At 57.5% G+C, this 24,451-nt stretch carries 21 protein-coding genes and 5 tRNA genes; 16 read left to right on the top strand and 10 right to left on the bottom strand.

Annotated elements, in window-relative coordinates; translation table 11 throughout:
- The first annotated feature begins 73 nt into the window (after positions 1–73).
- From AAF659_RS05355 to AAF659_RS05285, 15 genes are all read left to right on the top strand, one after another.
- Positions 74–150: transfer RNA gene (locus AAF659_RS05355), tRNA-Pro, on the top strand.
- A 41-nt stretch (positions 151–191) separates the two neighbouring features.
- A tRNA-Arg gene (locus AAF659_RS05350) sits at positions 192–268 on the top strand.
- 62 nt (positions 269–330) lie between these two features.
- Positions 331–406: transfer RNA gene (locus tag AAF659_RS05345), tRNA-His, on the top strand.
- 38 nt (positions 407–444) lie between these two features.
- Positions 445–529: transfer RNA gene (locus tag AAF659_RS05340), tRNA-Leu, on the top strand.
- A gap of 156 nt (positions 530–685) precedes the next feature.
- On the top strand, positions 686–1,990 hold the full coding sequence (gene tig, locus AAF659_RS05335; protein ID WP_349750651.1) for a trigger factor: 1,305 nt from the start codon (positions 686–688) through the stop codon (positions 1,988–1,990).
- 88 nt (positions 1,991–2,078) lie between these two features.
- A complete protein-coding gene (clpP, locus tag AAF659_RS05330; RefSeq protein ID WP_349750650.1) occupies positions 2,079–2,714 on the top strand; it encodes an ATP-dependent Clp endopeptidase proteolytic subunit ClpP in 636 nt (211 codons plus the stop codon).
- Between the two features lie 84 nt (positions 2,715–2,798).
- Entirely contained in the window at positions 2,799–4,082 is a 1,284-nt protein-coding gene (gene clpX / locus AAF659_RS05325) for an ATP-dependent Clp protease ATP-binding subunit ClpX (protein ID WP_349750649.1), read from the top strand.
- Positions 4,083–4,245: 163 nt separating this feature from the next.
- A complete protein-coding gene (lon, locus tag AAF659_RS05320) occupies positions 4,246–6,663 on the top strand; it encodes an endopeptidase La (RefSeq protein WP_349750648.1) in 2,418 nt (805 codons plus the stop codon).
- Between the two features lie 191 nt (positions 6,664–6,854).
- Complete coding sequence (gene hbs / locus AAF659_RS05315) at positions 6,855–7,145, top strand: non-specific DNA-binding protein Hbs (protein WP_349750754.1); 291 nt, start codon at positions 6,855–6,857, stop codon at positions 7,143–7,145.
- A gap of 27 nt (positions 7,146–7,172) precedes the next feature.
- Positions 7,173–7,249, top strand: a tRNA-Asp gene (locus tag AAF659_RS05310).
- 86 nt (positions 7,250–7,335) lie between these two features.
- Entirely contained in the window at positions 7,336–9,207 is a 1,872-nt protein-coding gene (locus AAF659_RS05305; protein ID WP_349750647.1) for a SurA N-terminal domain-containing protein, read from the top strand.
- A gap of 206 nt (positions 9,208–9,413) precedes the next feature.
- Positions 9,414–10,214 carry a C39 family peptidase gene (locus tag AAF659_RS05300; protein WP_349750646.1) on the top strand — a complete coding sequence of 267 codons (801 nt, stop codon included), beginning with the start codon at positions 9,414–9,416 and terminating at the stop codon, positions 10,212–10,214.
- Between the two features lie 67 nt (positions 10,215–10,281).
- Positions 10,282–11,310: a transporter gene (locus AAF659_RS05295; RefSeq protein WP_349750645.1), complete on the top strand. Its 1,029-nt coding sequence runs from the start codon at positions 10,282–10,284 to the stop codon at positions 11,308–11,310.
- A 35-nt stretch (positions 11,311–11,345) separates the two neighbouring features.
- On the top strand, positions 11,346–12,950 hold the full coding sequence (locus AAF659_RS05290; RefSeq protein WP_349750644.1) for an OmpP1/FadL family transporter: 1,605 nt from the start codon (positions 11,346–11,348) through the stop codon (positions 12,948–12,950).
- A complete protein-coding gene (locus AAF659_RS05285) occupies positions 12,892–13,947 on the top strand; it encodes a MalM family protein (RefSeq protein ID WP_349750643.1) in 1,056 nt (351 codons plus the stop codon). The genes AAF659_RS05290 and AAF659_RS05285 overlap by 59 nt, the downstream gene beginning before the upstream one ends.
- Before the next feature lie 3 nt (positions 13,948–13,950).
- Here the strand turns inward: AAF659_RS05285 and AAF659_RS05280 are convergent, their stop codons facing one another.
- Both AAF659_RS05280 and AAF659_RS05275 read right to left on the bottom strand, forming a co-directional pair.
- Positions 13,951–15,006: a polysaccharide deacetylase family protein gene (locus AAF659_RS05280; protein ID WP_349750642.1), complete on the bottom strand. Its 1,056-nt coding sequence runs from the start codon at positions 15,004–15,006 to the stop codon at positions 13,951–13,953.
- Entirely contained in the window at positions 15,003–15,644 is a 642-nt protein-coding gene (locus AAF659_RS05275) for a DNA-J related domain-containing protein (RefSeq protein WP_349750641.1), read from the bottom strand. Before AAF659_RS05275 ends, AAF659_RS05280 begins: the two co-directional genes overlap by 4 nt.
- A gap of 105 nt (positions 15,645–15,749) precedes the next feature.
- Here AAF659_RS05275 and ttcA point away from each other — a divergent pair, with 105 nt between their 5' ends.
- Positions 15,750–16,625, top strand: coding sequence for a tRNA 2-thiocytidine(32) synthetase TtcA (gene ttcA / locus AAF659_RS05270; RefSeq protein WP_349750640.1), 876 nt, complete (start codon positions 15,750–15,752; stop codon positions 16,623–16,625).
- Positions 16,626–16,633: 8 nt separating this feature from the next.
- Here ttcA and hemN read toward each other — a convergent pair whose 3' ends face one another.
- The 8 genes from hemN to AAF659_RS05230 form a co-directional block, all read right to left on the bottom strand.
- A complete protein-coding gene (hemN, locus tag AAF659_RS05265) occupies positions 16,634–18,028 on the bottom strand; it encodes an oxygen-independent coproporphyrinogen III oxidase (protein WP_349750639.1) in 1,395 nt (464 codons plus the stop codon).
- 82 nt (positions 18,029–18,110) lie between these two features.
- Positions 18,111–18,806, bottom strand: coding sequence for a sulfite exporter TauE/SafE family protein (locus AAF659_RS05260; RefSeq protein ID WP_349750638.1), 696 nt, complete (start codon positions 18,804–18,806; stop codon positions 18,111–18,113).
- The gene (ccoS, locus tag AAF659_RS05255) at positions 18,803–19,018 is read right to left on the bottom strand and encodes a cbb3-type cytochrome oxidase assembly protein CcoS (protein WP_349750637.1); all 216 of its coding nucleotides are present in this window, start codon (positions 19,016–19,018) and stop codon (positions 18,803–18,805) included. The genes AAF659_RS05260 and ccoS overlap by 4 nt, the downstream gene beginning before the upstream one ends.
- Positions 18,921–21,431: a heavy metal translocating P-type ATPase gene (locus AAF659_RS05250; protein ID WP_349750636.1), complete on the bottom strand. Its 2,511-nt coding sequence runs from the start codon at positions 21,429–21,431 to the stop codon at positions 18,921–18,923. Before AAF659_RS05250 ends, ccoS begins: the two co-directional genes overlap by 98 nt.
- Positions 21,428–21,949 (bottom strand): FixH family protein, encoded by a 522-nt coding sequence (locus AAF659_RS05245; RefSeq protein WP_349750635.1) that lies wholly within the window; start codon positions 21,947–21,949, stop codon positions 21,428–21,430. Before AAF659_RS05245 ends, AAF659_RS05250 begins: the two co-directional genes overlap by 4 nt.
- Positions 21,950–21,965: 16 nt before the next feature.
- The gene (gene ccoG, locus AAF659_RS05240) at positions 21,966–23,345 is read right to left on the bottom strand and encodes a cytochrome c oxidase accessory protein CcoG (protein WP_349750634.1); all 1,380 of its coding nucleotides are present in this window, start codon (positions 23,343–23,345) and stop codon (positions 21,966–21,968) included.
- Positions 23,342–24,256 carry a cytochrome-c oxidase, cbb3-type subunit III gene (gene ccoP, locus AAF659_RS05235; protein ID WP_349750633.1) on the bottom strand — a complete coding sequence of 305 codons (915 nt, stop codon included), beginning with the start codon at positions 24,254–24,256 and terminating at the stop codon, positions 23,342–23,344. Before ccoP ends, ccoG begins: the two co-directional genes overlap by 4 nt.
- A complete protein-coding gene (locus AAF659_RS05230; RefSeq protein WP_349750632.1) occupies positions 24,249–24,449 on the bottom strand; it encodes a cbb3-type cytochrome oxidase subunit 3 in 201 nt (66 codons plus the stop codon). Before AAF659_RS05230 ends, ccoP begins: the two co-directional genes overlap by 8 nt.
- Positions 24,450–24,451 lie beyond the last annotated feature (2 nt).

Below are 24,451 nucleotides of genomic sequence, written 5' to 3'. Positions count from 1 at the left end.
GTGTTGACGCTGTCACTCGGCCTCGGTATGATTCGCATCAACTTCGCTGAGAGCCGGCGTAGGTGAGTTTTTACGGGGTATAGCGCAGTCTGGTAGCGCGCCTGCTTTGGGAGCAGGATGTCGGGAGTTCAAATCTCTCTACCCCGACCATATAAGCACTCACTCGGGCAGGCCGTTGTGGGCGGATGAATGCGCCCGTAGCTCAGCTGGATAGAGCAACGGCCTTCTAAGCCGTAGGTCGTAGGTTCAAGTCCTACCGGGCGCACCAACCTTCTGGTGTTCAGCGTTTGGTGAAGTGCTTCAGGTGCGTTAAAGTCGCGCTTTTCAGTGGTGGACGTAGCTCAGTTGGTAGAGCTCAGGATTGTGACTCCTGCGGTCGAGGGTTCGATCCCCTTCGTCCACCCCATTTCCTTTTCCGGCCATCAAGGCTGAGCTCTTTTATGGGCGAAAGTGGCGGAACTGGTAGACGCGCTGGATTTAGGTTCCAGTGGGGCAACCCGTGAGAGTTCGAGTCTCTCCTTTCGCACCACCCCTTTTCTCTTCCGGATTTTTACCCTCTCGGACTGTGCGGTTATAACGTGATAGAATCAGCGTCCCGAAAGCTGCGACCTTGCCAAGTCGCGTTCACATTTCTATGATCCCCGGCTTTACATTGAATCGGAACGGCAACAACTGAGGATATTCCATGCAAGTCTCCCTTGAATCGACCTCCAACATTGAGCGTCGCATGACCATTGGCGTGCCCGCGGAGGAAGTTGAGCAGCAGGTTGATCAGCGCCTGCGCGAAGCCGCGAAACAGGTCCGTCTTAACGGCTTCCGCCCGGGCAAGGTCCCTATGAAAGTGCTCCGTCAACGCTTTGGCCCGAGCGTACGTCAGGAAGTCCTCGGCGAAGTAATGCGTAATTCCTGGATGGAAGCCATCCAAGAGCAGGATGTGCAGCCTGCCGGCCAGCCGCGGCTTGAGCCCAAGACGGTTGAAGAAGGCAAGGATTTCGAGTTTGTTGCCGTTTTTGAGGTTATGCCGGAAACCGAGGTTGGTGATCTGACTCAGATCAATGTTGAGAAGCCCTGGTCCGAGGTTCAGGACAAAGACATCAATAAGATGATCGATAACCTGCGCCGCCAGCAGGCGACCTTCAAAGAGGTCAAGCGTAAGGCCAAGAAGAAAGATGCCATGACCATTGACTTCACCGGCACCATCGATGGTGAGGCGTTCGAAGGCGGTAGCGGCGAAGACCAGCAGCTGACTCTGGGTGAGAGCCAGATGATCGCGGATTTCGAGGATCAGCTGATCGGAGCTAAAACCGGTGAGGAACACACGCTCGACGTAACCTTCCCGGAGGATTATCAGAACGAGGAACTGGCGGGTAAGCAGGCGCAGTTCCAGGTAACCATCAAAAAGGTTGAGGAACCGCAGCTGCCAGCCCTCGATAAGGAATTTTTCGAGCAGTTTGGTGTGGAAGCGGATACCGAAGAAGCGTTCCGCGAAGAAGTGCGCAAGAACATGGAGCGCGAGCTCAAGAACGGCATCCAGAACCGCATCAAGCAGCAGGTTATTGACGGTATGCTGGAAGTGACTGAGATGGAAGTCCCGCAGAGCATGGTCGATCAGGAGATCGAACGCATGAAGCAGGAAGCGGTCCAGCAGTTCGGAGGCCAGATGGATCCGTCACAGCTGCCTTCCGAACTCTTCCAGGACCAGGCGCAGCGGCGTATCAAAACCGGCCTGATTTTCCAGCAGGTGGTCCAGGACGCAGGACTTGAGGTGGATAGTGAGCGGGTTGATGAAAAGATCCGCGAAGTCGCCTCGACCTATCAGGAGCCGGACGAAGTGATCGAGTACTACAACAACAATCCCGAGGAGAAGCAGCAGATTGAGTCTTCGGTCCTTGAGGATCAGGTTGTTGATTACGTCCTTGAAAATGCCAAGGTCAAGCAGAAGAAGTACAAGTATGAAGACGCTGTGAAGCCGCCTGAACAGGGCGCGTGAGATCCCGGGGGTGAAAACCCGGACAGCTCGTCTACAATTGGGTTCTGAAATCCGCCAAACAGGCAACAACCGGGAGACGACAATACCCATGACACAGCAGATATCCGACGGCGCGAGCGACGTCACCAATTCCGGCCTGATCCCGATGGTGATTGAGCAGACCGCCCGGGGTGAACGGTCCTTCGACATCTTCTCCCGGCTGCTCAAGGAACGCGTGATCTTCCTAGTGGGTCCGGTGGACGACCATACGGCCAACCTTATCGTGGCACAGCTGTTGTTCCTGGAGTCAGAGAATCCGGACAAGGACATCCACTTCTATATTAATTCGCCGGGTGGTGCGGTAACTGCCGGCATGGCGATCTATGACACCATGCAGTTCATCAAGTCCGACGTCTCCACGCTCTGCGTGGGGCAGGCTGCCTCCATGGGCGCGCTGCTGTTGGCAGCTGGTGCTGAGGGCAAGCGTTACTGCCTTCCCAATTCCAAGGTGATGATCCATCAGCCGCTTGGCGGTTTCCAGGGCCAAGCCTCGGACATTGAGATACATACCCGCGAGATCCTCAAGACGAAGGAAAGGCTGAACGGCATCCTTGCGGAGCATACCGGTCAGAGCTATGAGCAGATTGCTCAGGATACGGACCGGGACAACTTCCTGGATGCTCGTGAATCAGCAGAGTACGGGCTTGTGGATGCCGTACTTGATAAACGCTCGGGGAATACATAATACTGGTATCAATCCCCAATCCGGTCGCTCGACCATAACACGAGGTCATTGAAGAGCGGCCGGAAACAGAACAGAGGTAATTCAATGGCAGAGAAAGGTAGCGGCAGGGGCGACGATAACGGCAAGCTGCTGTACTGTTCCTTCTGCGGCAAGAGCCAGCATGAGGTCCGCAAGCTGATCGCGGGCCCCTCGGTGTTCATCTGTGATGAATGCGTGGATCTTTGTAACGACATTATCCGCGAGGAAATCCAGGAGACCACTGAGGAAGAGCCCAGCGACCGGCTGCCATCTCCCAATGAGATCAAGGAGACGCTGGACGAGTATGTGATTGGGCAGGATCGTGCCAAAGTGGTACTGTCTGTTGCCGTTTACAATCACTATAAGCGCCTGCGTTTTGGGGAAAAGCGGCCAGAAGTTGAACTTGGCAAGAGTAACATCCTGCTGATCGGGCCTACCGGTAGTGGTAAGACGCTTCTGGCCGAGACACTGGCGCGTATGCTGAACGTTCCGTTCACCATTGCGGATGCGACCACGTTAACCGAAGCCGGCTATGTGGGTGAGGACGTCGAGAACATCATTCAGAAGCTCCTTCAGAAGTGCGATTATGATGTGGATAAGGCCCAGCGCGGCATTGTCTACATTGATGAGATTGACAAAGTCTCGCGCAAGTCGGATAACCCCTCCATTACTCGTGACGTTTCGGGTGAAGGCGTACAGCAGGCACTGCTTAAGCTGATCGAGGGCACTGTGGCGTCGGTACCGCCCCAGGGTGGCCGCAAGCATCCACAGCAGGAGTTCCTGCAGGTGGACACGGCCGGCATGCTGTTTATCTGCGGCGGCGCTTTCTCGGGCCTGGACAAGGTGATCCGAGACCGGTCCGAAAAGACCAGTATCGGATTTGCTGCTCAGGTGGTGAGTGAGTCCGAGGGCAAGAGCTCTTCCGAGATTCTCAAGATGATTCAGACTGAGGATCTGGTGAACTATGGCCTGATCCCGGAGTTCGTCGGTCGTCTTCCGGTTGTGGCAACGCTTACGGAGCTGGATGAGGATGCGTTGATCGAGATCCTGACCCAGCCAAAAAATGCGTTGACTAAGCAGTATCATCAGCTGTTCGAGATCGAAGACGTGGAACTCGACTTTAGGGAAGACGCGCTGCGTGCGGTCGCTCGTAAGGCGATGGAGCGCAATACAGGTGCTCGTGGCCTGCGCTCCATTATGGAAGGCATTCTGCTCGATATCATGTATGAGATTCCTTCCGAGCCGGATGTCTGCAAGGTTGTTATTGATGAGAACGTGGTCAACGGGGAATCTGACCCGATCAAGATCTACACCAACAATGAGACCGCCCGCGCAGTCCCGGAGGACTGATTCCAGCAAGTCTGCTTCAGCTCGTCTGCCAGCATCCGATGGCAGGCGGGTTGAAGCCGCCCCTCTTAATCCCCATTGTCTATAGAGTTAATAGCGAAACGGGACTGTGCCCCGCTTTCCGGGCCTCGTGTTTCGCCCATATCCCCAGTTCAGAGGTCAGATCATGACAGAGCAGCCCCAGGGCCATTCCCCTTTTGAATTCCCCATGCTGCCCCTAAGGGACGTGGTAGTGTTTCCGCACATGGTGGTTCCGCTCTTCGTTGGGCGGGAGAAATCCATCAATGCCCTTGAAGCCGCCATGGAGAATGATAAGCAGATCCTGCTTGTCGCCCAGAGGGATGCGGATACTGACGATCCCGGGCGGACCGATCTTTATGGCATCGGGACCATCGCCACCGTGCTGCAGATGCTGAGACTTCCTGACGGCACCGTGAAGGTGCTGGTCGAGGGCCACGCTCGTGCCTCGTTGGATGAGGTTGGCGGTGACGATCAGTACGTGACCGCCAGTGGCCGCCAGTTGCCGGAAACCGGAGTTGAAGCGCGCGAGGAAGAGGTTTTTGTCAGGACTCTGATGGAAGAGTTCGAAAAGTTCGCGCGCATGTCCAAGAAAGTACCCGATGAGGTCAGTAAAACGCTCCAGGGGATTGAAGAGCTGGATCGTCTGGCGGACACCATGGCGTCCCATCTGGAACTCAAGGTGGCGGAAAAACAGGAGCTTCTGGAAACTCTGGACCTGCGCCAGCGCATTGAACAGCTGCTGGGCAAACTCGACAGTGAGATTGATCTGATTGAGGTGGAAAAGCGCATCCGAGGTCGCGTCAAGAAGCAGATGGAGCGCAGCCAGCGTGAGTACTATCTGAACGAGCAGATGAAGGCCATCCAGAAGGAAATGGGTCAGCTGGGGGACGGCAGCGGCCAGGACTTCGAGGAGCTGGAGCAGAAGATCGAGTCTGCGGGCATGCCGAAAGAAGCCCGGGAAAAAACGGAGCAGGAGCTCAACAAGCTAAAGATGATGTCGCCGATGTCCGCTGAGGCGACAGTGGTGCGTGGGTTCATTGACTGGATGCTGTCCATTCCGTGGAAAAAGCGCAGTCGTGTACGCCATGATATCGATCGTGCCCGCCGCATTCTGGATGAAGACCATTACGGTCTTGATGAGGTCAAGGAGCGCATCCTTGAATACCTGGCGGTTCAGAGCCGGGTGCGCAAGGTTAAAGGGCCGGTGCTCTGCCTGGTAGGCCCGCCCGGGGTTGGCAAGACGTCGCTGGGGCAATCCATTGCACGGGCGACCAATCGTAAATATACCCGTATGGCACTGGGGGGTGTTCGCGACGAAGCGGAAATCCGGGGGCATCGACGAACCTATATCGGGGCGTTGCCTGGCAAGATCATCCAGCGGCTGTCCAAGGTTGGGGTTAAAAACCCGCTCTTTCTGCTGGACGAGGTGGACAAGATGGGCATGGACCACCGCGGGGATCCATCCTCAGCGCTCCTGGAGGTTCTGGACCCAGAGCAGAACCACACCTTCAGCGATCATTACCTGGAGCTTGAATACGATCTTTCGGACGTCATGTTCGTGTGCACCTCAAATTCCATGAACATTCCGGATGCCCTTCTGGATCGGATGGAAGTCATCCGTATCCCGGGCTACACCGAAGACGAGAAGGTCAATATCGCCCGTCGCTACCTGCTGCCCAAGCAACTCAAGAGCAATGGGTTGAAGGAAGAGGAACTGAGTCTGCCTGAAGAGACCCTGCTTGCCGTCATCCGGTATTACACCCGCGAGGCCGGTGTGCGCAATCTTGAGCGTGAGATCGCGAAGATCTGTCGCAAGGTGGTCCGTGAGCATGTGGAAGCCGGCGAGCGTCATGCGGTGGAAGTCACGCCTGAGACGCTTGAGCACTATGCTGGCGTACGCCGCCACAAGTACGGCTTGGCCGAGGACGAGAACCAGATCGGGCAGGTAACCGGGCTGGCTTGGACCCAGGTTGGTGGTGAGCTCCTGACACTTGAATGCGCGGTGACCCCCGGCAAAGGCAAGGTGGTTAAGACAGGGTCTCTCGGTGACGTCATGCAGGAGTCCATACAAGCGGCCCTGACAGTGGTCCGGAGCCGTTCTCCCGGGCTGGGGCTATCCTCGGAGTTCCAGGATAAGCAGGATCTGCATATCCACGTGCCGGAAGGTGCTACACCTAAGGACGGGCCCAGCGCGGGTATCGGCATGTGCACGTCGCTGATCTCGGCGCTCACCCGCATACCGGTACGCGCCGATGTGGCAATGACCGGTGAGATAACGCTCCGGGGTCGGGTTCTGATGATTGGTGGCCTCAAGGAAAAGCTTCTTGCTGCTCATCGGGGCGGAATCAAGACAGTGGTGATTCCGGAAGAGAACATGCGCGATCTGAGGGAAATTCCGGATAATATCAAGGAATCGCTTGAGATTCGTCCGGTAGAATGGATTGATCAGGTGCTCGATATTGCGCTCACTCGCCAGCCGGAACCTTTGCCGGAGGACGGCCCGGTGCATCCCGGAAGCCGCGATGATGACGCCGAAGGCAGTGAGCGGGTGAACACCCACTGAGGGTACGGTCCATTGACACCGTTTAAAGCCCGTTGGTATAACGTAGTCCGCTTTACAGCGGAGCCATGAGCCACCCTGTCAGGGCTTGCAGGGTGAGGGATTCCCCGGCCTGCGGCCATGGAATTCTCCGATGGCGTGTGCCATAGTCAGTGGTGCCGAAGAAAAAAACATAATGTCTAATATGGAACCAGATACAAAAGGGGTTTAGTGTGAATAAGTCCGAACTGATCGACGCTATCGCAGATTCTGCCGATATTTCCAAGGCCGCAGCAGGTCGTGCACTGGACGCGATGGTTGATTCCATCACCGGCTCACTCAAGGACGGCGACCCAGTCACTCTGGTTGGCTTCGGGACCTTCTCTGTTAAAGAGCGCGCCGCACGTACCGGTCGCAATCCGCAGACCGGCGAAGAAATCCGGATCGCTGCATCCAAGGTTCCCAGCTTCAAGGCCGGCAAAGCTCTGAAGGACGCCGTCCAGTAACGGCTGATCCCGCCATTCTGTATCAATGGAGCGGTAGTTCAGCTGGTTAGAATGCCGGCCTGTCACGCCGGAGGTCGCGGGTTCGAGTCCCGTCCGCTCCGCCAGATTCCGGGCGCATGCCGTAAAGGGATGCGCCTTTTTACGTTGAACACAGGTCACCCGTGGAAGTGCGGGCACAGGGGAGCGCGGAATGCTTCAGAACATCCGGGAGAACGCCCAGGGAATGATCGCCAAGACCATCATCGTGGTCCTGATCCTGTCCCTGTCCATTTGGGGGTTGGACTCCATCGTGGGCGGTAGCGGCGAGAGCGAGGTTGCCTCAGTCAACGGCGAATCCATCACCGAGCGAGAATTCGAGCGCGCAGTCCAGATCCGGCGGCAAAAGCGGCTTCAGGAAATGGAAAACCCGGATTCATCCCGCATCGATATGGATGCGCTCAATGAAGAGGTGATGGATTCGCTGATCCGTGATGAGCTGATTGGCCAGGACATCCGTTCCCGGGGGCTGCAGCTGGCTGAAGCCGACCTGGACCGGATGATCACCCGAGCCGAGCAGTTCCGGGTCGATGGGGAATTCAGTCAGCAGCGGTTCCTTCAGGCGGTGCGCAACCAGGGAATGACCGTGGACCAGTTCCGCAACATGCTTGAACAGGACCATCTTACCCGCGTTGTGCAGGCCGTGATCCAGGGCAGTGCGTTCAGTGCGCCCTCGGAAACTGAACGTGTCGCCTCGCTACTGACCCAGACCCGCGATTTTTCGGTGCTTGAGGTGCCGGTTGAAAAGCGGGCGGAATCGGTCGAGGTTTCCGAGTCCGAAATCAAGACCTACTATGAGAATAATCAGGGTCGTTTCGTGCAGCCGGAATCGGTCGATGTTGCCTGGATTACACTGGAGCAGTCTGACCTTGTGAGTCCTGGTGATATCGAGGAAAGCGTGGTCCGCGAGCGGTATCATGAACGCATCGAGGCGATGCAGGCCGATGAGCAGCGCAACGCCGCCCATATTCTCGTTCGTGGCGATCAGGAGGATGCGAAGGCGACTGTTAAGTCGATCCAGAAGGGCCTGGAAAACGGGCGCTCCTTTGCTGAGCTGGCGGCGCAATATTCGGATGATGGATCTACCGCAGATGATGGCGGTGAGCTTGGTTTCTCCTCCCGTGACGATTTTGATGAGTCGTTCTCCGAGGCACTTTTCGGAATCGAGGAAGCCGGCGAGGTGGTTGGCCCGATCAACACGTCGTTCGGGCAGCATTTCATAAAACTTCTTGGCGTCCGAAGCGAGGATCCACCCAACTTCGAAAGCATGGAGAAATCCCTGCGCCAGACCATTGCCAAAGAGCGGGCTCAGGGCCGTTATATGGAGTTAAGTGAAGAGCTTGCTGATATGGCCTACTCCGAGTATGACCTGCAGGCACCAGCGGAGCTGATTGGAGCCACCATCCAGACCCGCGATGGCATCCGTCCTGATCAGGCACAGGCGCCGTTCGATCACGATGGCCTGCGTGAGCAGCTGTTCAGCGAAGAGGTTCGGCAAGAAGGCTTCAATACTGAGGTGGTCGAAACCGCCAATGGGGTCTCAGTGGTGGCGCGTGTTCGTGAGTATTATCCTCGTGAGCAGCAAGCTCTCGAGTCCGTTCGGGATGAAGTAGTCGAGCTGGTGCGCGAGCAGAAGGCCCGCCAGGCGTTGACCGAAGCACTTCAGGGCGTGGCCGATTCCATACGTGGCAAAGACACGCCACTGCCGGAGCTTGAGTCTGCCATTGATTCGACATGGCAGACCTTTGAGGGGGTGAACCGGCGTTCACTGGAAGCTCCCGCAATGGTGCGTGACGCGGCTTTTGAGATGCCTGCACCGGAAGGGCAAACTACGAGTACACGTACTATAGAGCTTCCGGAGGCGATGGCGCTGGTCCGTCTGGATGCGGTTAATCCACCGGAATCCGCCACAGTCAGCATGATGGCGTCCAACCTTGGCGGGTCCCTCGGGCAGCGCCATGGCCAGGTCGCGTATCAGGCTTACATCGAATCCCTCAGGGCTGAAGCGGACATTAACCGCGATTGATCCAGACCTTCCGGAGCCGGGCCGTCAAACCCGGCTCCATCGCCTTTCCACATGTGTCACAAAATTGATTCCCGCCAGGGAATGGTCCGAATTCCAACGGCTTAAGACGCCGAGAATTGAGGACCAGTTATCTTTCAGTCCCCTCTAAATTCGCTATTGTCCCTCCCGACACCGTCTTCCGTCGGGTTTATAAGGGATAGGCGTTAATGCTTTTCGTTTTGGCCGGATCACTGCTGACTTTCTCGATGACGCAGGAAGTTGTCGAAGTGGAGCCTCACCCCAAGGGGACCTTCATCTATGAGCAGTATTACAACGAGAGCCCGGATTCGCTCCTGCACCGTTATCAGGTCGAGCCTTTAAAGGCACAGAAATTCCGTAATGTGGTCCGTCAGCAGTATGACTACAGCTGTGGTGCCGCATCGCTGACCACGATTCTGCGCCACTATGTGGGGCAGAATCTTAACGAACGTAAGGTGATGGAAGGGCTGCTGCAATTTGGCGAGAGCGAGCGCATTGTCGACCGCCGGGCTTTTTCACTGCTGGACATGAAGCGGTTGGTTACTGAACTGGGCTTTCCCTCTGGTGGATTCCGGGCCGAGATTTCAGATCTGGCGGAGCTGGATCACCCGGCCATTGTTCCCATCCAACATGCCGGATTCGAGCATTTTGTGGTCGTACGTGACATCCGGGAAGGACGGGTCTTTGTCGCGGATCCTTCCTCCGGGAATCTGTCCTTCACACTGCATGAGTTCCAGGAGAAATGGGCCAAGAATGTTCTTTTCATCGTCTTTCCGGGCGAGGAGCCGCCATTGAACAACCTGGCGCTCAAGGAAGAGGACATGCGTTTTGTTGATGACCAGACGATAACTCTGCAGGCGCGCCAGGAATTCCCGGCATTCCACGAATCCTTGATGTGGGATATTCAGAACGAACTTGAACGGCTGAAGAACAATCCCGACGGCAGCGTTGAGAACACCCGCAAACAGCTCTATTTCCGTGATCGCTGAAGATCATGGAGGACAGGATCAGGTAACTGGTGGTTTTATGCATCGAACTGGATACAGGGAGCCCGCTATGACGCGCTCTGTGCTATGGCATCTGACAGGTGTCGTTCTGCTTTCCTTAGTGGCAGTCCCCGTGGTTGCCCAACAGGACGACGATGGTGCCAGTGTGGAGGATGCCCGGGAGGCACTTGCCCAGCAGGAAGGGGATGAGGATTCCACCGAGCAGTTAGAGGAGGTGTTCCAGGCAGCCGAGAAGAACTATTCGTTGCTGCAGGCCGGTCGCCAGTCGCTGAACTATTCGTTCAATTACTCCTATTCCGGCAGTCAGAACCTGGACCTGGAAGTCATCAATGGCCAGGTCCGCAATCTGGATGTCACCCCAGCAGCAACCCATAACTTCACAAACTCTTTCTCCTACGATTATGGGTACTACGATAACCTGACCTTGGGCACGCGCATCCCGCTCGCGACCAAGTTTGATACCCAGGAGGATCTGAACGTCAACGACGTGGGCGATATTTCCTTCACAGCCCGGTGGCAGCCCAACCCGCATGTTCCTGGCACCATGTCCACGACAGTGTTTAGCACATTCAGTACCAAGACCGGGGTCAGTCCTTACCAGATTGACGTCAAACGCCAACTCTCAACGGGCAGCGGCTACTACTCGGTGAGTGGTGGTGCCAGTGTTTCCAAAGTGCTCGATCCAGTGGTGCTGTTCGGTTCTGGAAGTCTCAGGTACAACCACGGGGAAAAGGATCTGAAGCAGGTGCGTGGTGGACGGTTGCTGCGTGAGCTGGATCCTGGCTTCACCCTTTCCGGCTCCGGTGGTTTTTCCTACTCGTTGTCCTATGACATCTCTCTGAGCATGTCAGTCCAGCTGACCTATAACGACGAAACGGTCCTAACCTTCAACGACGGTTCTGAGGCTACAGCCAGCTCCCAGATGGCCGGTATCATCAACATGTCACTGGGCACCCGGATCAGCGATCAGACCATCGTCAATACCAGCGTGGGCTTTGGCATGACCCGGGGGGCGCCGGATTTCACCATCGGTTTCTCCATGCCCATCAATATTTCCGGGCTGTCTGAATCATCCTGATGCGGTGGATCAAGGGCGATAAGGAGCAGGGAGTAATGCGAGCGAATGGCGTTGCCAAACGGGTGTTCGGCGCACTGGCGCTGACCGCCGTGTCCGTGGGGGCGCAGGCCCAGTTCAGCCATCAGCTGCTGGTGCACCCGAAAGCCGCGGCGCTCGGCAACGCGGTCACTGCGGATCCTCCGGGCATTATGTCGATCCGCCGCAATCCGGCCGGTCTGAGCAGGCTGGAAGGGCGCCAGTGGGAACTGGGGGGCGCCATGCCGAATACCGTGTTCGAGGCAGAATTCACGGTGCCTGAGGAGGGCTGTGATGTTTTCGGTATCTCCTGTGCGGAGAATGACCCGGTAGCCAACAGCACGAGTGAAACGGATGTGGGGGCCAACTACATTCCGGGGATCGGCCTCATGGAGAGCGCAGCGCCTGCTGCGCCTCTCAACGCGGGCTTCAGTATTCAGCCTCCGGGTTCCAAGCTGACCTTCGGTAATGCCGCCTTTATCGAGAACTCTGGTGGTTTCTCAAGGGCGGACGATGACCCAGGGCGTTACCAGCCGACCCAGGCGGCCATCCAGCGCGTCACCTATCTCTCGCCTACGGTCTCTTACGAGATCAACGATGAGTGGACGGTTGGGGCAGGCATACATTTTTCCCACCAGGGAATTGAGGTCAATCAGCTTACCCGGGCGCCCAACATGCTGGTGGGCGTGGGGGCGACCCTGCAGAATGCTTTTGGGTGTGATGAGGAGGCTCAGGAGCCGCTTGCGCCCTGGCTGGCCCTTTGCGGTGGCAAGATCGGTCCGTTTCAGGACATCGGTAATGTCAATTTCCGGGCTGAGGAGAGTCTCTCAACCAGCTACAAGCTGGGCGTGCTCTGGGAGCCCAATGATTGGTTCACCTGGGGCGCCCAGTACAGTTCCGGCGATGACATGAATCTGAAAGGAGACTTTCAGATTGACTACACCGAGGACTGGGCGGGCTTCTGGCAGAGCGTCAACAGCTCGGTGCTCGGCGCTATCGGGGCTGCCATTCTGAGCCTGCCCTCGGGTGTGCCCAAAGAGGAAGGGCATGTCACGATTAAGGAAAGTTACCCCCAGCATTTTTCCACGGGCATTAGCGCGCGGGTGCTGCCTTTCCTTACCCTCAATGCGGATATGGACTATGTGGATCTGGCATCCCAGAAGTACCTGGAGCTCAAATTCGACCGTGAGCTTGAGTTCCTGAACGCGGCCCGTATTCTGTCACCCGAGAAAGCGACGCCCTCAAGCCTGAAAATCGCCCGTGAATTCACAGACGTGTGGAACCTAGGCTATGGTGCAACGCTTCATGTGAATGACCGTCTGGATCTCAGGGCAGGGGCCCAGAACCGCAGCTCTGTTATCCCCAATGGCGCGGAAAGTCTTTTCTCCCCCATAGGCGAGGGTACAATGTATGGCGTCGGGATTGGGTACAAATGGTCCAAGCACACCCAGATCGACATGAGCCTGAGCCAGTTCACGAGTACCCAGAACATCCCGGCAGATTCGAGCTGTAACATCAACTGCACAGACATTACTAATATCGTGTACAACCCTTACGCAGGCTTGGATGTCAAAACCGAAACCACGCTCACCTTTGCCAATCTCACGATTCGCAGCCGGTTCTGAAAGGCTTGCGCCGGCACTGTTGGCGCTGATGGTTCTGGTAGCAGGTGGCTGTACCACAGGGGGCTCCGAGGCCGCCAAGGGCGGGATGCGCGCTTGGGTGGACGAGCGCGGGCAGGTTCGCTATGCGCCTGGTCCCCAGGAGAATGACGCCAACGAGACGGACAGTCAGCCCGAAAAGGACTCCGGGTTTGAAAATACTGCATCCCCGCACAGGCAGGGGCAGGGGGGAGCTCACCCTGAATTCAACCTGGAGCAGTATCCGGATGCCGGAGAGAAGGCTCAGAACGGCGATACGAATGAGCTTTTTTACAGCTGGCGCAATGCTGAAGGCCGGGTATTCAACACGCCCTACCTCTACGAGGAGGAAACCATGGGGCGCGTTATTCGCGAGGAGGCACCGGTGCGGGCCTCGCAAGCCCGGGTTATAACCTCAGAGGCCGTAAATGCCCCCGGTTTCCGGCCTGACTCCGAGGCAGCCGACGTTCTGGGCGTGGGTAAGGGGGGCCGGAATCGCCTGAATTCGTTCTCTGAACAATGCTGCGGGCAACTACCACGCCTTGAATTCCAGAAGCTTGAGCCTGAGCGGACCCTGCCGGTCAATCTCGGCGAGGAAACCAGAGTTCATCGTTTTTCCACAGGCAAGAGCCGTTTCTGCCTGGTGCGTCTGCCTGAGGAGCCCGAGCGGTCCCTTATACGAATCCGCAGTTTTGTCCGCAATGGTGGGTATCTGGTTCCGAGCGCCGTATTCTTGAATGGTGGATTCCAACCGGTAAGGATAGTCACGGACCTGGTCATGGAATACAGCCCTGAGACCTGGCGCCGCTATGGGCATATGTCAGCCAGATTGGCAATAAGACCGAAGTCTGATGAGCGCTGGTTGGTTCTGTTTACCCGTTCCGATGATCTGGAATCCAGTACGGAAGTCGGTAAGGAGGGGCAGCGGCACAGGCTCACCCACGAATCTGCGGGCAGCCTGTCACTGCGGCTTGTAGACTAGGTGTCAGCCTTCCGGTGCTTGCGGGTTGAACCAGGGTTGGGAAAGCCAGTAAAAACGGCCGTTACCTGCCGGATAGGTGCAGTTGTAACGTGAACGGCGTGCCTTAATGGCGTTGTTGGCTCGCGCGCGGATGCGCAGGCCGTTGGCAATTGGCTCCGCATCCAGGCCCATTTTCCCCTCGCCCGACGCGAAGCAGTTCATTTGGGCGCTATCCCAGCCTTCCGGCACAGTCATATCCAGAAGGGGTGGGTTATTGTCGCTGATTACGGGGGTCGGCAGGTTGGCTCTTGATACCGGGAAATTGCGTGCCTTGAGCTTATCCCCAAGTGTATCGATGCCACCATAGGCATCGGCCACTGCAAAGCGTGGCATTGCGCCGGGATGCGAATGTTCGCCGATTACGCCCGAATGCTGGGCGAATCCGTACCAGCCGCGTTCCTGTAATGCCTCAAGCACCGGCTGTGAGAATTCACCGTAGGGATGAGCATAAAGTCGGGTTTTTACCCCGATTTGCGCTTCGATGCGCTGGGCTCCCTGATCCAATTCCCGGGCAATGCGCTCGGCATGCGCTTGCGCGCTCTCTCGCGGACGCCGGAGCATGGATCCGTGGTTCAGGCTGTGGCTGCCGATGGTTACCAGTTCATGCTCGGCCATCTCCTGCAGCTGTTCCCAGCTCATGTAGCCATGGTCGCCAACGGAGCCGCTGAGCACGAAAACGGTCAGAGGAATCTCCTTTTTTTTCAGCAGGGGCCAAGCCTTGGTGTAGACGCTTTCATAGGCATCGTCGAAGGTCAGGGCCACACCCATCGTCCCTGAATCCTCACCCTTCAAGGTGGCTTGGATGCGTTCCGGAGTGATTGAGACCTTTTCAAGATCAAGCTTTTCAATCAGTGCCAGTTGATCCTTAAACAGCGATGGTGATGTTGTAGTTGAAGGAGGTGTTTCAGTGGAGACATGGTGGTAGGCCAGAGTGGCAACACCAGCATGCACGCCGGATGCCATACCCAGGCTCAGTGTCGTAGTGACTGCAAATCGGTATAACCGGTTTGTTGGTTTCATGAGTATCCTCTGAAATGGTGTCTGACGGTAGCCATGGCACGGTTAAGGGCCTGGAGCTGTTCGTTTGAGCCCCCGCGATCCGGATGGTGGCGCATGGCCAGGCGCCGGAACGCATTGCGCGCCGTATTCAGGTCCGGGGGTGGCCTATCAATGGCCAGCGTGTCGCAGGCCAGTCGTAAGTCCTCATCTGCAGGACGTGTGATGCCCTGCCAGAAATCGTCCAGCATGCGATTGATGGTAGTCTCGCCGAGGTCATGATTAGCTATATCACGATAGAAAGCATGCAGGGCATCATGTTGCCCCGCTTCCTGTAGTCCTCTGTCGGGTGTTGGCCGGATACGGATATTCAGGGCGCTGATGTCGATGGTTTCACCGCTTTCAGCTACCAGTCGCTCGCGCTGCCTGTAGAGGCTGTGAAACAGCAGAAAATGTACAGGGTAAAGCGCTGTTGGTGAACTGAAGTCGATGCTTGCGAGCAGCCGCCAGGGGTCATCCTGAAGGGTACGCAGCATTGCCAGTTCGCTCATGCCTTCCGGATGGGTGCGCAGCAGGGCCTCGGCTGCATCCATGATGCGTCCGACCAGATCCTCCAGCGCGCTGTCCCGGGTGGTGTTCTGTGGGGCGGTCAACTCCGTCATACTCCGACTATGCGTCGCCAGAGCAGGCAATGCAAATCCTGGTTGGTGAGGGCCGGCGGCGATCCGGTATAATCCGGCATTACATAGTACGACCGGGGCCAATCAATGCAGGAAAAAACCTCCACTGATCCGCGCGACGAGCGCAAGCGGCTGCAGAAAAAGCTGCAGCGGGAGACAGGGCGGGCCATCGCGGATTTCGATATGGTCGAGGAAGGCGATCGTATCCTGGTCTGTCTCAGTGGTGGCAAGGATTCCTATACCATGCTCGATATGCTGATGGTCTTGCGCCACCGGGCGCCGGTGAATTTCGAGCTGATGGCGGTGAATCTCGACCAGAAGCAGCCGGGGTTCCCCGAGCATGTACTGCCGGACTATATGGCGCGGCTGGAGGTGTCCTTCCAGGTTCTGGAAAAAGACACTTACAGCATCGTCAAGGAGAAGATCCCTGAGGGCAAGACCGCCTGTGGCCTGTGCTCACGGCTGAGACGCGGGATTCTGTACAACTTCGCGGAAGAGCAGGGCTGCACCAAGATTGCGCTGGGCCATCACCGGGATGACATCCTTGAGACCATGATGCTGAACATGTTCCATGGAGGCACGCTTAAAGCCATGCCACCGAAGCTGTTCAGCGATGACGGCCGCAATACCGTGATCCGGCCATTGGCCTATTGCCGCGAGAAAGATATCAGCCGGTTCGCGGAGCTGCGCGATTTCCCGATCATTCCCTGTAATCTCTGTGGCTCGCAGGAGAACCTGCAGCGCGAGATGGTTAAGGATATGCTCAACGACTGGGATCATCGATTTCCGGGGCGGATCGAAAACATGTTCCGGGCGTTACAGAACGTCGCGCCCTCCCATCTGGCAGATCCGGAGCTGTTTGATTTCTCCGGAAGGGGAGAGAGCGGAGACTCGGTATCAGAGACGCCTCAACGCGCCGAACCCGGGACTGATTACGGTCAGGTCGAGGTGCTTAATCTCTGAGGTGGTACTCAGATAATCCGTGAGTAACGCCCAGCCTGCGTCTTCTGTGCGTGGGCGTCAAACAGTTGGCAGATGGCACGGATCAGAAGCCGCCCGGGCGTGCGCACTGCCAACCGTTCCGCATTGTCTTCAATAAGTCCATCATCCTGCATGGTCTGGCGCGCGGGTAGGGTATCGGCGAAGACCTGATCGAAGGGAGCACCCCACGTAGCCGCAAACGCCTGCTTATCCAATGAGAAATGGCAGATCAGCTCCATGATGACAGCACGTCGCATGCGATCATCGTCACTGAGCTGATAACCCTTTTTCAGGGGCGTACGATCGAAGTCCAGTTCCAGGTTCCACACGCCTTCATCGTGATGGTTCTGGAAGTAGCTGTCAGCGGCCTGGCTGATGGCGGAAACGCCCATGCCGATCAGGTCGCATTCCCCATGAGTCGTATAGCCCTGGAAATTGCGGTGCATGTCCCCATTATGCTGGGCAATGGCCAGGGTGTCATCGGGCTTGGCGAAGTGGTCCATGCCGATGTACACGTAGGAGGCTTCGAGCAGCCGGTTGATGGTGTCTTCAAGGATTCCCAGCTTTTCTTCCGGAGACGGCAGGTCCTCCTCAAGGATGCGTTGCTGCGGCATGAAACGATCAGGCAGGTGGGCATAGTTGAAGACTGAGAGTCGGTCCGGCTCCAGTGCGAGCACCTGCTCAAGCGTTTCACGGAATGTTTCACGATTCTGGTGAGGCAGCCCGTAGATCAGATCCATGTTGATGGAACCAAAGCCCAGATCGCGGGCGACGTTGATCCGATTGGCCACCGTGTCGTAGGGCTGGATCCGGTTGACTGCTTTCTGGACGTTGGGGTTGAAGTCCTGAACGCCCAGACTTATCCGGTTGAAACCGATGGAACGCAGGACTTCCAGAGTTTCCGGCCCGCATTCGCGGGGATCAATCTCAATGGAATGATCACCGCTGTCATCATCGGCCAGGCGGAAATGCTGGTGTAGAACGCGCATCAGTTCACGCATTTCGTCATGGCTGATGAAAGTCGGTGTGCCACCGCCCCAGTGGAGTTGTGTCGCCGGCCGTTCTTGGCCGCCGAACTGTTCAGAGCGCATTGCGATTTCCTTATGCAGTCGCTCCAGATAGGGGCCGGCGCGGTCCCGCTTGCGGGTCACGATCTTGTTGCAGGCACAGTAATAGCACAGGTGTGCACAGAACGGAATGTGCAGGTACAGCGATAAAGGTGCGCCGGAAGCACGACTTCTTTCAAGGGTCTGGCGGTAGGCCTCACCGTTGAAATCCTCGCTGAACGCCAGGGCGGTCGGGTAGGAGGTGTAGCGTGGTCCGGCGAGATCGTAGCGTTCGATCAGCTCCGGGTCCCATAGAAGGTTGATGCGTTCCGAGGTCATTGTGCTCTCCGCCGGCGTGCGCTGTGGTACCTTCAGCGTAACGCAGACTGCGGATGGGCCTGTTGATATCGGTCAAACCACCTTAGTGCGGTAGGATCAGATGCCGGATCCACGGGATCGTCCATAGTCCGAACACAACTAGAGCCAGGCCCGTGACCCGACGGAAAGCAGTAGATTGCCGCAGACGGGTGATACGGTTCGCCAGAAGCCCGGTCGCAACCATTGCCGGAACGGTGCCCAAACCAAAGGCGAACATCAGCAGTGCAGAAAGTAGCGCATCTCCCTGAGTGAGCGCCCACGCCAGAGTGCTGTAGACCAGTCCGCAGGGTAACCAGCCCCAGAGCAGCCCCAGCGGCAGGGCTCGGCTCAGACGATCCACTGGCATGAACCGTTGCGTCAGGGGTGCCAGACGCTGCCAAAGCGGGGCGCCAATGCGCTCCAGGCTCATGATCCCTTGCCACCACTGGCCTACAGCGAGGCCCAGAAGAATAAGGACAATGCCTGCCAGGGAACGCAGTGCCATACCCGCCCCGGGAACCCCTTCCGTGAGCAGGGCTCCGGGCAACCCAGCTATCAGCCCAATCAGGCTGTAGCTCAGGATGCGCCCGAGGTTATAGCCGGCGAGCAGTGATATCTGACGGCGCCGGAACCCCGGCCCAACCGGCAGCGCCAGGCTCAACGAGCTGGCTATGCCGCCGCACATACCCAGACAGTGGGTGCTGCCGAGAAACCCGATCAGGAACGCCGAGCCCAGGGTGGTGATCAGGGCGTCAGTCATTTGGAATTTCCTCCGCTACGGCTACTGGTTTTTTCTTCGGATTGTTGTCGGGCTTCAGGCGGTATGCGGTCCTCGTCGTCATCGAAAAGGATCTGATGCGCCGGCCCTTCAAGGTCATCGAACTGGTCGTTGCGTACCGCCCAGATCAGGAGCCTGACGGCGATTGCCAGTAGTATCAGTGACAGTGGAATCAGTATATAGAGTATTGCCATCGCGGCTTGCCCCTCCTAGACGCAGCGCATTCATTACGACAACAACGGAGCTGGCTGACATCCCCGCTGCCGCGATCCAAGGAATAACCAGTCCGGCCATGGCAAGCGGCAGTATAGCGGCATTGTACAGTAGTGACAGGCTCAGATTCTGGCGGATGACACGGCGGGCCAGGGGAGCAACCTTCAACGCTGCCAAAAGCGGCGAGAGCCGCTCCCCCAGGACTACCGCGTCCGCCCTCAGGCGGGCTATATCGCTGCTGCCAGCCATTGCCACGGACAGCCGTGCGCCCGCCAGGCCGGGTAGATCATTGAGCCCGTCGCCCACCATCATGACCCTGTGGCCATCCGCCTCCAGGGCGCGGATACGCGCTAGCTTGGCTTCTGGTGAGAGCCGCCCCTCGCAATGATTAATACCCAGCGCCTGCGCAACCCGCGCCACCTGGCCGGAGTGGTCGCCGCTTAGAAGCACGCAGTGCCACCCCCTGGAACGCAGGGTTGCCAGGACCGGCTCCGCATCGGCCCGCAGGGTATCATCCAGTGTGATACGACCGAGCCAGCCGGTATCATCGGCCAGCTGGATAGCCAGCGCGGCGTCCTCGTCCATTTCCGGGGGTGTATTGAGGTTGAGTTCCGTCGCGACGAAGTCTACGCGCCCCAGGGCAACTTTGCGGCCCCCATGGAATCCGGTTACACCCCCTCCAGGGTGGTTTTCCCTGTTGCTCACGCTTACTGCCGGCTCATTCCGGAAGGCTCTGGCGATTGGGTGCTCGGATCCCTGTTCCAATCCCGCGGCCAGCGCACGGCATTGCGCTTCGGTATTGCCGTGAAACGGATCGATGGCGGCAATACTGAGCTGGCCGCATGTGAGTGTTCCGGTCTTGTCAAACACCAGAGTATTGACCGTGTTCAGGGTTTCGAGGGTAGTACCTCTGGTGGGTACGAAACCGGTGCGGCGCAGGCGGTTGGTCGCCACCGTGAGAGCTGTCGGCGTCGCCAGCGACAGCGCGCAGGGGCAGGTGGCCACTAGAACAGCGAGAGTCACGGGGAAAGCCCGCTCGGGATCAATGAACCACCAGACCAGCCATGTGGCAGCGGCGAAAGCCAGCACTGCAGTCACGAAAGCGCCGGCAACACGGTCCGCAACCTGTTGGGTGCGGGGTTTCTCAGCCTGGGCCCTGTCGAGGAGCCGAGTGATGGCAGAGAGTCGGGTGTTGTCGCCGGCCTGATCCACGACAACCTCAAGTGGGTGTTCAGTATTGATGGTGCCGGCGGAAACCGGGTCGCCAGGGCCCCGAGTGACAGGGAGTGATTCGCCGGTGAGCATGGATTCATCAACAGAAGAATGCCCACTGACAACATGGCCGTCGGCAGCCAGGGTGTCTCCGGGGCGTATGCGGATGCAATCGCCAGGGTTCAGGTCACGGGCGCCTACGACCGTTTCGTCATTGCCCTCCATGCGGATTGCCGTGCCGGGCATGGCATTGATGAGCGAAAGATTCTCAAGACCGGCGCGGTAGCGGGCCCGTCCCTCGAGGAACCGACCCAGGCCCAGGAAGAACGTAAACATGGAGATGGATTCGAAGTAGACATGCTCGCCACCGAAGACAGTAACATGGAGGCTGGCGATATAACCGGCAAGGATGGCAATGGAAACAGGAACGTCCATGCCCGGATGCCAGTAGCGCAGATCCCGCACTGCGGCCTGGAAAAAGGGAACGGCACTGTAAAGTACGACAGGCGTGGCAATGACCAGACTGGCCCAGCGGAAAAGCTGGACCATGGCTGGGTCGGATTCGGCGCTGAGCCCAAACTGCAGTGGGTAGGCCAGCATCATGGTCTGAAGGGCTGCAATACCCGCGATCCCGATTCGGATCATGGCCTGTTTTTGCTGGGCCCTTATGGTCTCTTCCCACTCGCCGGGTCGAAAGGGTGAAGCCTGGAAGCCCAGCTCGCGGATGCCCAGAAGGAGATGGCCCAGGCTGGTGGTTTCCGGATTCCAGACCAGATGAGCACGCTGGGTACTGTGATTGATGCGGATGGATTCCAGTCCGTCGAAACGCGCCAAATGATTTTCAATAAGCCATATACAGGCGGCGCAGCTCAATCCCTCGACCATCAACCAGGTTTCGTGGAGATCGTCATCGCGGGTATGCACGACCTCATCGGTAAGCCGCTGGTCGTTGTAGTGCAGGCACTCGGCCCGAACACGGTCATCTACCGGGTCCGGAGTGATAAGGGGGCCATCGACCTGTTGATAGAAGCGGTCCAGGCCCTCGTTTTCGATGATGCGTGAGACGGCAAGGCATCCGTCACAGCAGAAACTTCGGGGTTGCCCGTTGATTTCGGCGGTGACTGGCGGCGTTTCCGGCAGAGGTTCCTGACAGTGGAAGCAGGCTCCGGACCCTGCCGTCATTGCTGGCGCGCCTCCCGGATCGGCTTGAGCGTAAGCGGTTCCTCCAAGGGCGTGTTGAGTGCGCTGCGCAGGCGCCAGTCATTACCAATATTGCGAATGTCGATATACCAGCGCCCGTCACTCAGTGCATTGATGGAAGCACGGTAGCGCCCTTCACCGACGCGCTCAGCAATAGTGGTCTGGTCTCGGTCGCCGAGGGTCGCATGGGATAGCTCCACTTCGAGGCGTTCCCAGTTCCGGCGCTCTGGCGATTTCAGAACAATGTCCAGCCGCTGCTGATCAGTGAAGCTGACACGGCCGGTAAGCCCGAGGTCGGCAGCCTTAATATCCCGGGAAAGCTCACGATTGATCCCCGTGCCCTTGTCGTAATAGTCATCCTCCACCATCGACACGTGCTGTTGCATCGAGAACAGGATGAGGAATACGCTCCAGAGAATAGTTATACCGGGAATCGCAATAATAACCCAGACCCAGGGTTCGCGATACCAAGGGCGATTGCTTTCATTGTCATCAGTCATGCTATTTACGGTTGCCTCAGCGGCTCGGGCCGATGAACGAGGTTCGGGCGCTGTTGCTGGCCTCGGAACCCTCGGCTGTGACTTCAAACTGTACAGGGGTGCTCATGCCTTCAAGCTCACTGCGGGGAATCCTCACCACGGCGGCAAGCGAACGTGAGTCCAGTGGCTCAAGTTCCAGACTAATGGGCTCAAGCAGGTGCGTTCCCTCCGGGCCACTCACCTGTACGCTGAGTTGTCGTGGATCATTGGTACGGTTGCTGAGCTTGAGGCTGTATGAGTTTTCAATAGTGGCATTCGGACCGGTCTGGTACAGGCCACCGCGATCGCGGCTTACCTCAATAGTCAAAGTATCCCGCTGCATCAGCAGTGTCGCCATGCTCCCAAGAAGCAGCGCCATGGCGATACCATAGCCCAGTGTGCGTGGTTGAAAACGGCGTTTCGGAGCCCCCTCGACTTCGCGCTCGGTGGCGTAACGGATCAGGCCCCGCTCATAGCCCATCCGGTCCATGACCTGGTTGCACGCGTCCACGCAGAGCCCGCAGTCCAGGCACTCGTACTGCATCCCGTTACGGATGTCGATACCGGTCGGGCAGACCTGGACGCAGATGTTGCAGTCGATGCAATCGCCCAGGCCAGCCTCGGAGCGATCAGTATCCTTCTTTCTGGGTCCTCGTGGCTCACCCCGATTGGTGTCGTAAGTTACGGTACGGGTGTCAGGCGAAAACATGACACTCTGGAAACGGGCATACGGGCAAACGTAGAGGCAAACTTTCTCCCGCATCCACCCAGCATTGATATAGGTCGCCACGGAGAAAAAGCCAATCCAGAACACTGCCCAGCCATTGGTCACGTTGAAGGTGAACAGGTCAGGCACGAGTTCGCGGATGGGGTAGAAGTAGCCGACAAAAGTGACGCCCGTCCAGAAAGCAACGAGTAGCCAGAGTTCATGTTTGATGAACTTGCGCGGTATCCGCTTCTTCAGAGACCCCTTGCGATCTAGTTTCATACGCTGATTACGGCTACCCTCTACTTTCTCTTCAATCCACATGAAGATGAATGTCCAGGCAGTCTGCGGACAGGTAAATCCACACCACACCCGGCCAAAGAGGGTGGTGACGAAAAAAAGTCCGAATGCAGCGATGATCAGAAGCAGAGTCAGGATGAAGAAGTCCTGGGGCCAGAATGTCGACCCTAGGAGGTGAAACTGGCGTTCCGGTAGATCGAAATGGATCATTGGCCTTCCGTTGACCTGAACCCAGCAAATCGCAAAGTAAAGGCCCATGAGTGCCCATAGAGTGACCGTCCGCAGTTTCTGATAGAAACCAGTGGTGCTGCGGACGTAGATCCGGTCCGGATTGGGACCGGCGTCAATCTGCCGGACGGGTATATCGCTCATTGCGCTCCTTCATCAACGTGTTGGCCTGAGAGCCGATAGACATACGCAGTCATCAGATGGATCTGATCTTCAGTGAGCTGGGCCTGAGCTGGCATATGACCCTGACGTCCATACTGTAGTGTTTCCATGATGGTCTTGCGATCCCCGCCATAGAGCCAGGTGTCATTGGCCAGGTTGGGCGCGCCCATGCTCTGGTTGCCCTTCGCATTCTGGCCGTGACAGGTGGCGCATGCCTGCGAGAACAGCGGCTTACCGCGCTCAGCTGCGGCGCTATCCACGCCGTCCCGGTCGTTGAGTGACAGTACGTATTCCGTAATGTCAGACAGCTGATCATTGCTCAGGTTCGGGTTGATACCACGCGCCGGCATGTTGGCCTGGCGGCCATTGGTCAGAGTGTGCCTGATGGCGTCCACACTGCCGCCCCAGATCCAATTGTCATCAGTAAGGTTGGGGAAGCCGTAGCCGCCGCGCCCGGCTGAGCCATGGCAGGTGGAACAGTTGTTGGAGAAAAGCCGCTGGGCGGCCTGCATGGCCTCGCCATTGTGTGCGAGTTCAGGCACATCCGTCTCCGCGTACTGGGCAAAAAGCGGCCCGTACTCTTCCCGCGCCTGCTCCATTTCCTGTTCCCATGCTTTCGTCTGGCTCCACCCCAGAAGGCCCTGATAGTTCCCCAGGCCGGGGTATAGTGCCAGATACAGCAGGGAAAAGAGGATCAGTCCAACGAACATCCAGCACCACCACTTTGGCAGCGGGTTATCCAGCTCCTCGATGCCGTCCACCTCATGACCGATACTGCGGTTTTCAACCTTATCCGTTGGTTGATTGCGGCGGACAATCCAGAGGAGCCACCAGCACCCAAAAACCACAAGCAGGATCAGTGCGCTGATCCAGATGCTCCAGAAACTACTCATCGTGGTTGTCTCTCCGTTGCTGTTCGATGGTACGCGTCTCCATGTCCTCTTCTTCGAACACCAGATGCGCGGCCTTTTCGTTTTCCCGCTGCCGGGACGGGCTGAACGCCCAGATACAGATACCCACAAAGAGGGCGATCATCAATAGAGTGTGAATACCCTTGAACTGACTGAGCAGCGTCTCCCATGCCATGA

It is taken from the genome of Salicola sp. Rm-C-2C1-2, from assembly GCF_040196175.1.
In the GTDB taxonomy this organism is placed as follows: Bacteria; Pseudomonadota; Gammaproteobacteria; order Pseudomonadales; family Oleiphilaceae; genus Halospina.
This window is presented reverse-complemented; position numbering and strand designations above follow the sequence as displayed.